Here is a 13,666-nt window from a genome sequence, read left to right as displayed (position 1 = left end):
ACACAGAATCATGAGGAATTCCTCACGTTCGCGGCGAGTGCAACGCCATGAGCCCGACATGGCGCCACCTACGCGTGATGTCGATCACAGAGCGTTCGAAAAGTGACTCTCGGGTAGGTCGCGTCGTCGCTGGACGCAGCGGTGCAAGGACGTCCTAGAACCTGAGGAAAGCCTCACATTAATCGTTATCAATCTGTTACCACCTTGACGAAGCGCCTAGGTCGTGCCCATCCGCCGTGACCTCACCGTGTCCAATCGACTCGGTTCCGTAGCCTGTCAGACCCTCGAACTAACGTTCGAGCCGATCGACGCACACACATCGTTCTCCGGGGGGAACAATGAGCACTGCACACGTTCGTGAGCTGATCGACTACATCGCCGCGGAACTACCTCAGGACGGATGGCCGCACTGGACGGAGGGCTGGCCGCGCGAGATCGAGGCCGGACTGCTCGACGCGGCGTTCTCCGCCCGCGCCACCTACGGCACGCCGGCTTCCGGGGTGCGCGCCGTCATAGGCCGCTGGCGCGCGCACCGAGGCGTGCCGCTCGACGATCTCGGCGCCCTGTCCGAGCACGCCGACGACCCAGCGGAGCTGATCGCCGTGCTGGGCAACCGGCAGCGGGTCCCGGGCAACTACACCACCAAGGCGGAGGCCGTCGCACTTGCCGCCCGCTCGTTGGTAGCCGCCGGATGCAGGCAGTCCTCCGACTTGCGGGACGACGACGTGCTCCGCTCTGCACTCGTCCAGATCGCCGGTTTCGGCAGCGCCACGTGGGAGTGCTTCGTGGTGCAACTCGGTGTACACACTCACGAAAGCCGTTGCCTCCTCCAGGATTTCGTCATCGACGCTGTTGCACCGGAGGTGGAGGTGACGAATGCGATGGCCGAGGAACTCCTCGCGGCCGCCGCCGTCCGTTTCGATGTCACCGCGGCCACCCTCTCCCACGCGATCTGGCGGTACCAGCGAGCTCAGCGACGGCTTACGGGTGCACGGTGAAGTACACCCGGGAGGTTCTCGAGCAGGCGGTCGCAGAATCGACGAGCGTGGCCGGCGTCATCCGTTTCCTCGGGCTACGCCCGTCCGGCGGAATGCAGGCACATTTGAGTCGCCGAATCCGGAAGTTCGGCATCGATACAACGCACTTTACGGGCCAGGCGCACACGAAAGGCAAACCGGCAAAGAACCGAATGACATGGGAGGAGATCCTGATTCGCCGCCCTCCCGGCAGCGCACGGGTTAAGCCACATCTTCTGCGCCGCGCCCTGATCGAAGCCGGAGTCCCCTACAAGTGCGCAATCTGCGGGCTGGACGCGGAGTGGTGCGGAAGCCCTTTAACTCTGCACGTCGACCACATCCGTGGAGACTCGCTCGATTCCCGTCCGGAGGAGGTCCGCTTCCTTTGTCCCAACTGTCACACACAGACTGCAACGTGGGCGGGACGCAACCGCAACTTCGGGAGCGCGTACCCCGACCTGTGAACCAGTGAAGTCTTCACCCGATGGCGTAGTCTGTCCTTCGCGCGCGAGTGGCGGAAGGGCAGACGCGCCACACTTAGGATGTGGTGTCCAATGGACGTGGGGGTTCGAATCCCCCCTCGCGCACGGTTCGGGTCGGTGTGGGCGTGTGACCGCGCCCATACCGCCCACCTCTCCTAGCAGGGCAATCACCGTTTCGGGTACCGTCGTCACCGTGTCCGGAAACCGTAGACGAAGCCGACCTGCACTCGTGCTGCTGGTGGTCGCCGGGGCTGTGACGTGCCTTGCGCTGGGTTGGTGGCAGTGGGAGCGCTTCGAGGCGGTGGGGGGCAACGGTCAGAACCTCGGGTATGCGTTCCAGTGGCCCTTGTTCGCGGCGTTCTTCATCTATGCGTATCGGCGTTTCGTGCAGCTCGAGGACGCGGATCCGGCGGAGGCAGAGAAGGCAGCCGGCGAGGTGCGGGAAATTCCGGCCGATGTGCTTCCCCCTCGTCCCACGGTCGACGCAGTCGCCGCCGAAGACGGTTCTGATGACCTCGAACTTCTCCAAGTCCAGCAGTACAACGAGTATCTCGCCGAGCTGGCAGCTCGCGAGAACGATAGGAGCACCACGTGAGCACGGGTCAGGACGAGACTGTGTCCGGTTCGGTCGTCGACGCGGACAAGCGTAAGAAGATCGCTCCCGCGCTGCTGCGCTACCGGATTCTTGCCTATGCCACCGGTGTGTGGCTGCTCGTCCTCACGGCGGAGATGGTCGCCAAGTACATCTTCCAGGTCGAGAATCTGCCCACGTGGATTGCCGTGGTGCACGGTTGGGTGTACTTCGTCTACCTGCTGGTCACGCTGGATCTGGCAGTCAAGGTCCGCTGGCCCGCGGGTCGTACCGTCGGAACTCTGCTCGCCGGGACCATTCCGTTCCTGTCGTTCTACGTGGAGCATCAGCGCACCAAGCAGGTCCGTTCCGACTTCGGGATCTGATCAGTGTTCGAATAGTCGGCGTGATCAGCCGGTCACATGATGACCGGCTGACCTGTAATCAAAGCGATCACGTAGACCAACCATCCGAGCGGTGTTTGCGGCACCATCATCGGAGACATGACAACCTCCCGTCCACATTTGTCGTACCCGACGGCGTCAGCTCTCGGCGAGCTTGGCCAGCGCGGGAATGAGCTGGGTCAGTGCGCGACCCCGGTGTGAGGCCGCGTCCTTTTCCTCCGGCGACAACTGTGCTGCCGAGCGGCTGCTTCCTTCCGGCACGAACACCGGGTCGTAACCGAATCCTCCGTCACCGACCGGCTCGCGGGCAATAGTCCCCCGCCACTCACCGCGGACCACCGTCTCCGCCCCACCGGGCACAACCAGCGCGCACGCGGAGACGAACGCCGCTCCCCTACGGTCGTCGGGAACGTCACCGAGCTGCGCGAGGACCAGCGCCGTGTTGGCCTCGTCGCGGCCGTGCGTGCCGGACCACCGCGCCGACAACACACCGGGCATGCCGTTCAGGGCATCCACTTCCAGGCCGGAATCATCTGCTACGCAAGCCAACCCAGTGGCCCGAGCCCCGTCGCGCGCCTTCGCCAGCGCGTTCTCCTCGAATGTCGCCCCTGTCTCGGGAGCTTCGGGATAAGAAGGTACGTCATCGAGACCGACCAATTCGACACCCTTTACCCCCGCGGCGTCGAGTACTCGATGGAGCTCCCGGAGTTTCTTCGCGTTGCGGCTGGCCACCAGCACCCGCGTTCCCGGCACCGGACTAGCTCCCGAACTTCTTCTTCGGCACCACGACCTTGGGTTCGGGCAGGACGCCGGGATACGGCAGTTCCAGTGCGGTCTTCTGGATTTCGAACAATTGCTCGCAACCCGCCAGAGCCGAATCGAGAAGTTTGTCGAGGGTGCTGCGCGGGAAGGTGGCTCCTTCGCCGGTGCCCTGGATCTCGACGAGAGTGCCCGTGTCGGTGGCCACCACGTTCATGTCGACCTCTGCCCTGGAATCCTCTTCGTAGGGCAGATCGAGTCGAACACGACCATCGACCACGCCGACACTCACCGCGGCGATTCCGCAGGAAATCGGTTGCGGATCTGCGAGCCGGCCTGCCGCCCGCAGATACGTGACTGCGTCGACCAGCGCGACATAGGCTCCGGTGACGGCGGCGGTGCGGGTTCCCCCGTCGGCTTGCAGGACATCGCAGTCGAGCGCGATGGTGTTCTCGCCGATGGCGGCGAGGTCAATGCACGCGCGGAGGGAACGGCCGATCAATCGGCTGATCTCCTGAGTCCGGCCACCCACCTTGCCCTTCACGGATTCACGTCCGCTGCGGGTGTGGGTGGCAGCGGGCAGCATCGCGTATTCAGCGGTCAGCCAGCCCAGCCCGGAGCCCTGACGCCATCGGGGCACGCCGTCCTCGACGCTTGCCGTGCACATCACTCTGGTGTTGCCGAATTCGACCAACACCGATCCTGCGGGGTGTGTGGTGAAGCCGCGGGTGATCTTGACCTCGCGGAGTTCGTCGTCCGCCCTACCGTCATCTCGTGTTGTCACAGCCGAAAGCCTAGTCGTCCGGTCCGAGAGCCCGGGCACACGGCTTCAGACGTCGTAGACGCCGCTCGCGGTCACCGCGTGAACGGGTCCGGAGAACTCGGCCTTGGCCTCGGCGATCACATCTTCCCGCGAGGTCCAGGGCGGGATGTGGGTGAGCAGCAGTTCCCCGACCTCGGCGCGGCGGGCGACCTGGCCGGCTTCGGTGCCGGAGAGATGCACCCCCTTCGGCCGATCCGGGCTGTGCGTCCACGACGCCTCGGCGAGCAGGACGTCGGCCCCGCGGGCCAGTTCGACCACTTCTTCGCACATGCCGGTGTCACCGGTGTACACGAGAGTGCGGCCGGTGCCGTCGGTCACGCGGAGTCCGTACGCCTCCGGCGGATGGTTCACGCGGCGGGCGGTGATGGTGAGGTCACCGAAGGTGACGGGAACGCCGTCCGCCCAGTGGCGCAGTTCGATCGTGTCGGAAATGTCGTCGATGTCGCCACCACATTCCGCTGACGCCACTCCGATCCGGCGAGCGGTGTCGGACGGTCCGTAGACGAGGGCCCGACCTTCCGGCGGGTGCGGATGGTAGCGGCGCCAGACGAGCAGCCCGGGAAGGTCCAGGCAGTGATCGGCATGCAGGTGGGTGAGGAACACGGACACCTCACCGGGATCGGCGAATTTCTGGAGAGCACCGAGGACACCGGGCCCGAAGTCCATTACCAGCGGCGGAGTGTCCGGCGCCGTCAACAAATAGCCCGATGCGGGTGAGTCTGGTCCGGAGACGCTGCCTGAACACCCCAGGACGGTAATGCGCATACCCGCCATGCTGCCATGGCGACCCGTTGCCGAAAAAGCTTCCGGCGGAATTGGCGCGTCGACTTCACAACTGATGACCGACTGTGACCTAGCCGCGAGATTCGGGCGGTGTTCGCCCAGGCAAGCCGCCCTCGGTATCCTCCTCCGACCGACCCTCGACTACCGCGGGGGCCGCCGTGGGCAACCGCCCGCTGCCGGGGCGTGATGATCCCGGCGGGCAACAGTCAGGTGAGGGAACGCGGCCCGACCGACTTCTGGGCGCGCTCTCTGCGTGCGTCCGCCGAGAGCGCCCAGGCGGCGAGCACTCCCCCGATCGCGCCGAAGAGGTGACCTTGCCAGGAGACGTGCGGCTGGCTGGGCAGTACGCCCCACAACATGCCGCCGTAGAAGACGAACACCACGACACCGAGCAGAATCTGGCCGAAATGCCGGGTGAACAGCCCACGCACCAGGAGATACGCCAACCATCCGAAGATCAGAATGGAGGATCCGATGTGGTTGTCGAATGCGCCACCTGTCAGCCAGGTGCCGAGACCCCCGATCACCCAGATGATCCCGGTCGCCGCGAGTCCTCTGGCCACCCCGGACAGCAGCACGAGGAAACCGAGCACGATAAGGGGAATGGTGTTGCCGATCAGATGATTCCAGTCGTCGTGCAGGACGGGCGCGAAGAGAATGCCCCACAGACCGTCCACCGATCGCGGCAGTACCCCGTTCCTCTCGAGGACCTCGCCCGAGACCACGTCGACGACCTCGATCGCGTACAGCAGGACGGTGAAGACACCGATCACGACGGCCGACTGCAGCCACAGCGGCCGCTTCTGCTGCGGCTGCACCGGATCGATCGACGAAGTCATGCTCCACGCACCGTTCTCATCACGCCCACAGCTGCCCTTCCAGTGCTTCCTCGGCTTCTTCGACCGTACCGCCGTACGCGCCGGTGGACAGATATTTCCAGCCGCCGTCGGCCACGATGAAGGCGATGTCCGCGGCTCGTTCGGCCTTCACGGCCTTACGCGCGACTCCGAGTGCTGCGTGCAGGATGGCCCCGGTCGAGATACCGGCGAAAATCCCCTCCATCTCGATCAGCTCACGGGTCCGGCGTACCGCGTCGGCGGGGCCCACCGAGAATCGCGACGTGAGCACCGCCTCGTCGTAGAGTTCGGGAACGAAACCCTCGTCGATGTTGCGGAGCCCGTACACCAGTTCTCCGTACCGCGGTTCCGCCGCGACGATTTCGATGCCGTCGACGTGTTCGCGTAGGAACCGCCCGGTACCCATGAGCGTTCCCGTCGTGCCGAGCCCGGCCACGAAGTGAGTGATCTCGGGCAGGTCGCGCAGGATCTCGGGCCCGGTGGTGTCGTAATGCGCCTGTGCATTGGCGGGGTTGCCGTATTGGTAGAGCATCACCCACTCGGGATGCTCGGCGGCCAGTTCTTTGGCCACCGCGACGGCCTGGTTGGAGCCGCCGCGCGCGGGTGAGTCGATGATCTGTGCCCCGAACATGGTCAGAAGCTGACGGCGCTCCACGGACGTGTTCTCGGGCATCACGCAGATCAGTCGGTACCCCTTCCATTTCGCAGCCATCGCGAGGGAGATTCCGGTGTTGCCGCTGGTGGGTTCGAGGATGGTGGCGCCCGGCGCCAGCACTCCGTCCCGTTCGGCCTCTTCGATCATGCGCAGGGCAGGCCGGTCTTTCACCGAGCCCGTCGGGTTACGGTCCTCGAGTTTCGCCCACAACCGGACCGGGGCATCCCCGGTCCAGCGCGGCGACAACCGGGGCAGTCCGACGAGAGGGGTGTTCCCGAGCGTCTCGATCAGCGACTCGAACCGGGCCATCGGCTGCGATCAACCTCCCGCGACGGCAGGGAGGATGGTGACCGAGTCTCCGTCGGCCACCTCGGTCTCGAGTCCGCCCGAGAACCGGACGTCCTCGTCGTTGACGTACACGTTCACGAATCGGTGCAGACGTCCGTCGTTGATCAGGCGCTCCTTGATGCCGCCGTAGTTGACGTCGAGATCGTCGATGACGGCAGAGAGAGTGGGACCTGTTGCCTCTACTCGCTTTTCACCACCGGTGTGCGCGCGGAGGATGGTAGGGATCGAAACGGTGACAGCCATGGTCGGCTCCTCGAGGTGTGGGATTTTTCCGGCACGGACCCGTCCGCGGAGGACGGCGTGGTCACTTGTCGGGAACGTCTGCCACGGACGTGTGGGCGAACTTGTAACTTTGCACCACATCGACGGGTTCCTCGGTGACCTCGCCGTCGAGGATGCGGTAACTGCGGAGGTCGTGGCTGTCCGGGTTCCGCGTGGAGATCAGCACGTAGTGCGCATCCGGTTCGGACGCGAAGGAGATATCGGTTCTGCTCGGATACGCCTCGGTGGCGGTATGCGAGTGGTAGATCACCACGGGAACCTCGTCGGCCTCCTCCATCGCCCGCCACACCCGAAGTTGCTCCCCCGAATCGAAGCGGTAGAACGTCGGAGACCGCTCCGCATTGATCATCGGAACGTGCCGTTCGGGGCGATCGGAGCCCTCGGGCCCCGCGATGACACCGCACGCCTCGTCCGGATGGTCCGCCCGGGCATGCGCCACCATTGCGTCGACGAGATCCGCTCGAATCACCAACACGTCAGCCACCTCCGTGAGCGCCATCCTAAGTGCGGACGGGCCGGTCGGCCACCGGCCCTCAAGAACGCAGTGCTGAGGGAAACAGTTCGCGGTAGGTGGGAATTCCCGCGACCGCGGTGGCACTGAGAACGGCATCGACGACGGCTCGCTCCACGACGTCGGCGGCGGCCGAACACACCGCGTCGAGAATGGGCAGGTCCGGCGGGAAGGCGTCCGGCACACCCGCGAGGGGTCCGGTCCGGTGGTATCCCGTGGACACGGCGAAAATCGTGTCTCCGTCGAGGGGGGAATGCGCGGGACGAATCGCGCGGGCGAGCCCGTCGTGGCCCGCGACGGCGATGCGCCGACACGCAGCCTTTCCGAGGGCTGCGTCGGTGGCGACGACGCCGATGGTGGTGTTGAGGACCGTCCCCTTGGCCACAAGATCGTTGGCCGCAGACAGTTCGGCGGTGGCCGGTACGCGCAGCCCGAAGGCGGCGGCGCCGGCGGTGGCGACTCCCCACGGAAGTCCGGTCCTGGGGTCGAAAACGGATCCGACGGGGTTCGCGACGATCAAGGCAGACACCGCGACGCCCTGGGCCGGGCCGTCGGTGATGACCACCCCGGCGGTGCCGACACCACCTTTCACAGCCCCCGCCCGCGCTCCCACCCCGGCGCCCACGGATCCGCAGAGTACCGACGACGAAGCGGAGTCCGATGCGAGGTAACCGAATTCGGCGGTGGGACGTCGAGTCCAGTCCCCCACCGGGAGGTCGAAGATGACCGCACCCGGCACTATCGGAACCACCTGACCCGGCTGACCCATGGCGATTCCGTGGCCGTGTTCCTCGAGCCAGCGCAGGACGCCGTCCGCAGCGGCGAGACCGAAGGCGCTGCCGCCGGTCAGGAGGATCGCGTGAATCTTCTGCACGCTGTGACTGGGATCGAGGAGGTCCGTTTCCCGGGTGCCCGGCCCTCCGCCGCGGACGTCGACGGCCGCGGTGACGCCGTGCGGTGCCAGCACCACCGTGCATCCCGTCGCCGCACCGCTACCGAGCGTGGCGTCGGGGTCCACTTCGTGGTGGTGGCCCACGCGCAGTCCGGCGACATCGATGAGCGAATCGGTCCGTCCCGGCGTCGTCGAGGTCACGGAGCGAGAACCTGAACCAGCGAATCCTGCATCCACGTCAGCCAGTGATAGATGTCCAGATGGGGCGCCCGCGGATCGTCGGGATCCAATTCGTCGGGCGTATCCGCGTCGATGCCGAGGTTGGTTCCCAGTGCCAGCCGGACGTCGTTGAGCCCGCTCAACCAGGCGTCGGCCTGTTCCGGCGTCAGCAGCACCTTGCCGCCGTTCTCCGGAACAGTGTGGAGGATGACGGAGCCGGCGGCCATCTTCGCGTCGATGATCTCTGGCTCATGGAGTCCACGTAGCGCTCCGTTGATGTCCGCCTTCGCCTCCGCCCGCCCATCCGCGTCGTCCGGCGCGTCGGCACCGGGCCGATGGAAGTCCGGCAACAGCCGCGCGAGCACCTCCTCGTCGGGCGGTGTCGTGTGGCCGGTGCGCATCCCGGTGAGGGCGGCGAGTTCGTCCTCGGGAGCAGAACGGGCGCGTTCGTCGAGGAGACCGAGGACGGAGGCGACCAGCGACCGCAACACCGTCGCCTCGTGGGCATCCATCTCCGACCGCAACTTCACGCCGCCGAGCGAGTTCTTCCTGGTCCACATCCGCACGTCGGGTACCGATTTCCTCACTGTCGAACGAATAGTTGACTGTCGACTGGATACTTAGCTGCTGTCCCGCTGCATGGTGGCCCAGAGGCCCGCCGCATGTAGCTTGCGTACGTCGTTCTCGACCTTGTCCCGGGAACCGCTCGACACCACGGCCTTGCCTTCGGAGTGCACTTGCATCATCAGTTCCGTCGCCTTGGCCTTGCTGTATCCGAACAGCTTCTGGAATATGTAGGTGACGTAGTGCATGAGATTCACGGGGTCGTCCCACACCACGGTCACCCAGGGGCGATCACTGACGTCCTCGACCTCGACGACTTCCGATTCTGCAGGAGTGACCTGCGGCGATGCCGGCACGGCATCCACGAATGGTGCTGTCGTCGAACGAGAAGCCATGACACCAGGGTACGACGAGCTCACATCCCGCGACACCGCGGCTTAGAGTGGCCGGGTGTCCCGAGACAGCAGCGCATTGTTCACCGATCAGTACGAGTTGACGATGCTGTCGGCGGCCCTCGCCGATGGTTCTGCGCATCGCCGGTGCAGTTTCGAGGTCTTCGCCCGGCGCCTGCCCGACGGTCGTCGGTACGGGGTGGTCGCCGGTACCTCTCGACTGCTCTCCGCCTTGGCGACCTTTCGTTTCGGGGACGCCGAGATCGATGTGGTCTCACGTTTCCTCGACGACGCGACCGTGGCGTGGCTGCGCACGTACCGCTTCACCGGGGACATCGACGGCTACCGCGAGGGTGAGCTCTATTTCCCCGGCTCGCCGATCCTCTCGGTGAGCGGAACGTTCGCCGAGTGCGTGGTGCTCGAAACGCTGATCCTGTCGATCCTGAACCACGACAGCGCGATAGCTTCGGCTGCCGCGCGGATGGTCAGCGCTGCGGACGGTCGCCCCATGATCGAGATGGGCTCGCGGCGCACACACGAGGAGTCTGCCGTCGCGGCGGCACGCGCCGCGTACCTCGCGGGTTTCACCGCCACGTCCAATCTCGAGGCTGTGCGCAGGCACGGTGTACCCGGCGCGGGTACCAGCGCACACGCGTTCACCCTGCTGCACACCACCGCGGACGGACCCGACGAGGCCGCCGCCTTCCGCGGTCAGGTGGCGGCGCTGGGTGTGGGGACCACCCTGCTCGTCGACACCTACGACATCACGAGTGGCGTGAAGACCGCCGTCGAGGTCGCGGGAACCGAATTGGGCGGCGTCCGGATCGACTCCGGCGACCTCGGTGTCCTGGCCCGTCAGGTTCGCCGACAACTCGACGACCTCGGCGCCACGAAGACCAAGATCGTCGTTTCCGGAGACCTCGACGAGTACGCCATCGCGGCGTTGCGCGCCGAGCCGGTCGACGTGTACGGGGTGGGCACCGCTGTCGTCGTGGGCTCTGGTGCCCCCACCGCCGGAATGGTCTACAAGCTCGTCGAGGTGAACGGCATTCCCGTCGAGAAGCGGAGCAGTCTGAAGACGTCCCGGGGTGGCGCGAAGCGGGCGGTCCGCTTCTCCCGCGATACCGGGACCGTCGTGGAGGAAGTGATCTATCCGGCGCGCGCGCCCCGACCCGAACAGAACGGGCTGGAGGCCCGCGACCTGCTCGTTCCGCTGGTGCGCGGTGGCGAGGCCGTCGCGGACGCCGATACCCTGGAAGAGAGTCGATCGCTTCTTGCGGCAGGCTTGGTAAGTCTGCCGTGGGAGGGGTTGAAGTTGTCCCACGGCGATCCGGCTGTCCCCACCCGGTTCGCCGACACCGACAGCCGTGCCATCCAGGGAAGGACGTTGTGAGCGACACCGAGAGCATCCGAGCGCGCCGTGCGCTGCTCGTCGTCGATGTGCAGAACGACTTCTGCGAGGGCGGGGCCCTTGCCGTCCAGGGCGGTTCCGCGGTCGCAGCCGCGATCAGCCGCTTCCTCGACACTGCCGACTACGACGCTGTCGCCGCGACCATCGATCACCACATCGATCCGGGTCACCACTTCGCCGACGAACCGGACTTCGTGGATACCTGGCCCGTGCACTGCAAAGTGGGTACGTCGGGAGTGGAATTTCATCCCGACCTGGACACGAGCCGTATCGCCACGGTTTTCTCCAAGGGAGAGTTCTCCGCGGCGTATTCCGGCTTCGAGGGTACGAATCCCGAGGGCTGGGGACTCGAGAAGTGGTTGCATGACGCCGGGGTCACCGACGTCGACATCGTCGGTATCGCCACCGATCACTGCGTGCGAGCCACGGCACTGGACGCAGCGAAGGCCGGGTTCACCACCCGGGTACTGCTGCCCCTCACTGCGGGTGTCTCTCCGACGACCGTCGAGTCGGCGCTGACCGAGATGCGCGCCGCAGGCGTGCATCTGCAGGGCCGTGACCGAGACGCCTCTTGCGATGGCGGAGCGATTTCTGACGTAGGTCCCGAGTAACCTGCTCGGGTGCCCGAAAACCTTCCCAACGTCCCCGAGCTGTTGCGCACGGCGGTGCGGTCGCTGGGTGGTGCCGAACGATCGAACCAGCTCACGATGGCGTCGGCCGTTGCGCATTCGATCGACACCGGGGAGCATCTGGCTGTGCAAGCCGGAACCGGCACCGGCAAGTCGCTGGCCTACCTGGTGCCGAGCGTGCGGCATGCGGTGCAGAGCGGGAAGACGGTGGTTGTCTCGACGGCCACCATCGCACTGCAACGCCAGCTGATCGATCGCGACATGCCGCGCCTCGCCGACGCCCTCGAGGACTCTCTCGGCAGGCGGCCGCACTTCGCGATCCTCAAGGGGCGCAACAACTATCTGTGCATGAACAAGATCCACACGGGAGCCGCCGACGAACCGCCGACGGACGAGCTGTTCGACCCCTTCGCGGTCTCACGCCTCGGCAGGGAGGTGCAGCGGCTCACCGAGTGGTCCTCGGAAACCGACACCGGTGACCGCGACGATCTGGCCCCCGGCGTCAGCGACAAAGCGTGGCGGCAGGTCAGCGTCACCGCGCGGGAATGCCTCGGCAAGTCCCGGTGCCCGGTCGGTGAGGACTGCTTCGCCGAGCGTGCCCGCTCGGAGGCGTCCCAGGTAGACGTCGTCGTCACCAATCACGCGCTGCTGGCCATCGACGCAATCACGGGAATTGCGATCCTCCCCGAGCACGACGTCGTGGTCATCGACGAGGCCCACGAGTTGGTGGATCGCGTCACGAATGTCGCCACCGCCGAACTCGCCGCGTCGACGATCAGCGCCGCAGCCCGCCGGTGCACCAAACTGGTCGAGGAGCAGGACGCGGATCGCCTCGAAGCAGCAGGCGAGGGATGGGCGGCGCTTCTCGAGGAACTACGACCGGAGCGATGGGAGGCGCTGCCACCGGGTGCGGCACCTGCGCTCGCTGCTGTCCGTGACGCCGCCTGGTCACTGCGCACAGCCATCGGTCCGTCACGTCCGGGCATGGCGCTGAGCGATCCCGAGGCCGCCGCCGCACGTAACACCGCCCTGGCAGCGGTGGAGGAAGTGCACGACAGCGCCGTCCGGGTGCTCAGCGCATTCGACGAGCCGGATCCCGCCCAGCGACGGGACGTCGTCTGGCTGGCCGCGGACGACAATCGGGGTTCGGTCCGGCGGGTCGTGCGGATGGCTCCGTTGTCTGTGGGCGGCCTCCTACGGTCGCGGCTGTTCGCCGAGTCGACGGTGGTCCTCACGTCCGCCACGCTCACGGTCGGCGGCTCCTTCGACGGTCTGGCGGTCAACTGGGGACTTCCGGCCGAATCGTCCGTCGTCATCGATCCGGCATTGGCCACCGGCACCGAGGCACCGTCGGACGCGGGCACTTTGAAATGGAATGCGCTGGACGTCGGCTCGCCGTTCGATCACGCGCGCGCCGGAATTCTCTACATCGCCAAGCACCTTCCGCCGCCGGGTCGCGACGGTCTGGTTCCTTCCTACCTCGACGAGATCGCCGAACTGGTCGCCGCTGCCGGCGGACGCACACTCGGCCTGTTCTCCTCGATGCGCGCGGCCAAGGCGGCCGCCGAGGCCATGCGTGAGCGTCTCGACACTCCCGTTCTCTGCCAAGGTGACGACTCCACCGGAGCCCTGGTCCGAGCCTTCGCCGGCGACGAACCGACGTCCCTGTTCGGCACGCTGTCACTGTGGCAGGGCGTCGACGTGCCGGGCCCGTCCCTCAGTCTCGTCATCCTCGACCGCATTCCCTTCCCGCGCCCCGACGACCCCCTACTGGTGGCTCGGCAGAAGGCTGTGGAGTCTCGCGGAGGAAACGGATTTCTCTCGGTGGCGGCCAATCACGCCGCACTCCTCCTCGCCCAGGGAGTCGGCCGGTTGCTGCGCAGCGTCGACGACAAAGGTGTTGTCGCCGTGCTTGATCCACGTCTGGCGACCGCCCGTTACTCCGGATATCTCCGCGCGTCGCTGCCGCCGTTCTGGGAGACGTCCGACCCCGAGGTCGTGCGCAAGGCCCTGGGCAGAATTCGGGACTCGCGTAGTTGATCGGCAGACCGGACTCGCGCGGACGCCG

The 13,666-nt window shown here is 66.3% G+C and carries 17 protein-coding genes and 1 tRNA gene; 8 read left to right on the top strand and 10 right to left on the bottom strand.

Annotation, left to right across the window (positions count from 1 at the left end):
• Positions 1 to 338: 338 nt before the first annotated feature.
• From R4P95_RS18080 to R4P95_RS18060, 5 genes are all read left to right on the top strand, one after another.
• A complete protein-coding gene (locus R4P95_RS18080) occupies positions 339 to 998 on the top strand; it encodes a hypothetical protein (RefSeq protein WP_317746388.1) in 660 nt (219 codons plus the stop codon).
• Complete coding sequence (locus tag R4P95_RS18075; RefSeq protein ID WP_249353841.1) at positions 995 to 1,480, top strand: HNH endonuclease; 486 nt, start codon at positions 995 to 997, stop codon at positions 1,478 to 1,480. Before R4P95_RS18080 ends, R4P95_RS18075 begins: the two co-directional genes overlap by 4 nt.
• A 41-nt stretch (positions 1,481 to 1,521) precedes the next feature.
• Positions 1,522 to 1,603 (top strand) — tRNA-Leu (locus R4P95_RS18070).
• Positions 1,604 to 1,691: 88 nt separating this feature from the next.
• Positions 1,692 to 2,093, top strand: a complete 402-nt coding sequence (locus R4P95_RS18065; RefSeq protein ID WP_317746389.1) for a transcriptional regulator — start codon at positions 1,692 to 1,694, stop codon at positions 2,091 to 2,093.
• Entirely contained in the window at positions 2,090 to 2,455 is a 366-nt protein-coding gene (locus R4P95_RS18060) for a DUF3817 domain-containing protein (protein ID WP_213572638.1), read from the top strand. The genes R4P95_RS18065 and R4P95_RS18060 overlap by 4 nt, the downstream gene beginning before the upstream one ends.
• Before the next feature lie 156 nt (positions 2,456 to 2,611).
• Here R4P95_RS18060 and rdgB read toward each other — a convergent pair whose 3' ends face one another.
• From rdgB to clpS, 10 genes are all read right to left on the bottom strand, one after another.
• A complete protein-coding gene (gene rdgB, locus R4P95_RS18055) occupies positions 2,612 to 3,226 on the bottom strand; it encodes an RdgB/HAM1 family non-canonical purine NTP pyrophosphatase (protein ID WP_213572639.1) in 615 nt (204 codons plus the stop codon).
• A gap of 4 nt (positions 3,227 to 3,230) precedes the next feature.
• Entirely contained in the window at positions 3,231 to 4,016 is a 786-nt protein-coding gene (gene rph, locus R4P95_RS18050) for a ribonuclease PH (protein WP_159921260.1), read from the bottom strand.
• A gap of 45 nt (positions 4,017 to 4,061) precedes the next feature.
• Positions 4,062 to 4,820 carry a cyclic nucleotide-degrading phosphodiesterase gene (locus R4P95_RS18045; protein ID WP_213572640.1) on the bottom strand — a complete coding sequence of 253 codons (759 nt, stop codon included), beginning with the start codon at positions 4,818 to 4,820 and terminating at the stop codon, positions 4,062 to 4,064.
• A gap of 224 nt (positions 4,821 to 5,044) precedes the next feature.
• Positions 5,045 to 5,677, bottom strand: coding sequence for a rhomboid family intramembrane serine protease (locus tag R4P95_RS18040; RefSeq protein WP_159921256.1), 633 nt, complete (start codon positions 5,675 to 5,677; stop codon positions 5,045 to 5,047).
• Between the two features lie 19 nt (positions 5,678 to 5,696).
• On the bottom strand, positions 5,697 to 6,659 hold the full coding sequence (locus tag R4P95_RS18035; RefSeq protein WP_317746391.1) for a cysteine synthase: 963 nt from the start codon (positions 6,657 to 6,659) through the stop codon (positions 5,697 to 5,699).
• A 9-nt stretch (positions 6,660 to 6,668) separates the two neighbouring features.
• Positions 6,669 to 6,941: a MoaD family protein gene (locus R4P95_RS18030; protein WP_109328760.1), complete on the bottom strand. Its 273-nt coding sequence runs from the start codon at positions 6,939 to 6,941 to the stop codon at positions 6,669 to 6,671.
• Between the two features lie 61 nt (positions 6,942 to 7,002).
• Positions 7,003 to 7,479: a Mov34/MPN/PAD-1 family protein gene (locus R4P95_RS18025; RefSeq protein WP_213572642.1), complete on the bottom strand. Its 477-nt coding sequence runs from the start codon at positions 7,477 to 7,479 to the stop codon at positions 7,003 to 7,005.
• 34 nt (positions 7,480 to 7,513) lie between these two features.
• Positions 7,514 to 8,584: a P1 family peptidase gene (locus tag R4P95_RS18020; RefSeq protein ID WP_213572643.1), complete on the bottom strand. Its 1,071-nt coding sequence runs from the start codon at positions 8,582 to 8,584 to the stop codon at positions 7,514 to 7,516.
• Positions 8,581 to 9,168 (bottom strand): DUF2017 domain-containing protein, encoded by a 588-nt coding sequence (locus R4P95_RS18015; protein ID WP_109328756.1) that lies wholly within the window; start codon positions 9,166 to 9,168, stop codon positions 8,581 to 8,583. Before R4P95_RS18015 ends, R4P95_RS18020 begins: the two co-directional genes overlap by 4 nt.
• A 54-nt stretch (positions 9,169 to 9,222) precedes the next feature.
• Positions 9,223 to 9,561 (bottom strand): ATP-dependent Clp protease adapter ClpS, encoded by a 339-nt coding sequence (gene clpS / locus R4P95_RS18010; protein ID WP_109328754.1) that lies wholly within the window; start codon positions 9,559 to 9,561, stop codon positions 9,223 to 9,225.
• A gap of 55 nt (positions 9,562 to 9,616) precedes the next feature.
• Here clpS and R4P95_RS18005 point away from each other — a divergent pair, with 55 nt between their 5' ends.
• Genes R4P95_RS18005 through R4P95_RS17995 form a run of 3 tightly spaced genes read left to right on the top strand, consistent with a single transcriptional unit; the run spans position 9,617 to position 13,638 of the window.
• Complete coding sequence (locus tag R4P95_RS18005) at positions 9,617 to 10,951, top strand: nicotinate phosphoribosyltransferase (protein ID WP_317746392.1); 1,335 nt, start codon at positions 9,617 to 9,619, stop codon at positions 10,949 to 10,951.
• Positions 10,948 to 11,580 carry a nicotinamidase gene (locus R4P95_RS18000; RefSeq protein ID WP_317746393.1) on the top strand — a complete coding sequence of 211 codons (633 nt, stop codon included), beginning with the start codon at positions 10,948 to 10,950 and terminating at the stop codon, positions 11,578 to 11,580. Before R4P95_RS18005 ends, R4P95_RS18000 begins: the two co-directional genes overlap by 4 nt.
• Positions 11,581 to 11,589: 9 nt before the next feature.
• Complete coding sequence (locus R4P95_RS17995; protein ID WP_317746394.1) at positions 11,590 to 13,638, top strand: ATP-dependent DNA helicase; 2,049 nt, start codon at positions 11,590 to 11,592, stop codon at positions 13,636 to 13,638.
• The last annotated feature ends 28 nt before the right edge of the window (positions 13,639 to 13,666 follow it).

This window comes from Rhodococcus sp. IEGM 27, from assembly GCF_033142305.1.
Classification (GTDB): Bacteria; Actinomycetota; Actinomycetes; order Mycobacteriales; family Mycobacteriaceae; genus Rhodococcus_F; species Rhodococcus_F oxybenzonivorans.
This window is presented reverse-complemented; position numbering and strand designations above follow the sequence as displayed.

What these genes read in the sequence shown, in the direction of transcription:
- R4P95_RS18080 (WP_317746388.1), top strand. Translation starts at nt 339, where the DNA reads ATGAGCACTGCACACGTTCGTGAGCTGATCGACTACATCGCCGCGGAA.
- R4P95_RS18045 (WP_213572640.1), bottom strand. Translation starts at nt 4,820, where the DNA reads ATGCGCATTACCGTCCTGGGGTGTTCAGGCAGCGTCTCCGGACCAGAC.
- R4P95_RS18040 (WP_159921256.1), bottom strand. Translation starts at nt 5,677, where the DNA reads ATGACTTCGTCGATCGATCCGGTGCAGCCGCAGCAGAAGCGGCCGCTG.
- R4P95_RS18035 (WP_317746391.1), bottom strand. Translation starts at nt 6,659, where the DNA reads ATGGCCCGGTTCGAGTCGCTGATCGAGACGCTCGGGAACACCCCTCTC.
- R4P95_RS18030 (WP_109328760.1), bottom strand. Translation starts at nt 6,941, where the DNA reads ATGGCTGTCACCGTTTCGATCCCTACCATCCTCCGCGCGCACACCGGT.
- R4P95_RS18025 (WP_213572642.1), bottom strand. Translation starts at nt 7,479, where the DNA reads ATGGCGCTCACGGAGGTGGCTGACGTGTTGGTGATTCGAGCGGATCTC.
- clpS (WP_109328754.1), bottom strand. Translation starts at nt 9,561, where the DNA reads ATGGCTTCTCGTTCGACGACAGCACCATTCGTGGATGCCGTGCCGGCA.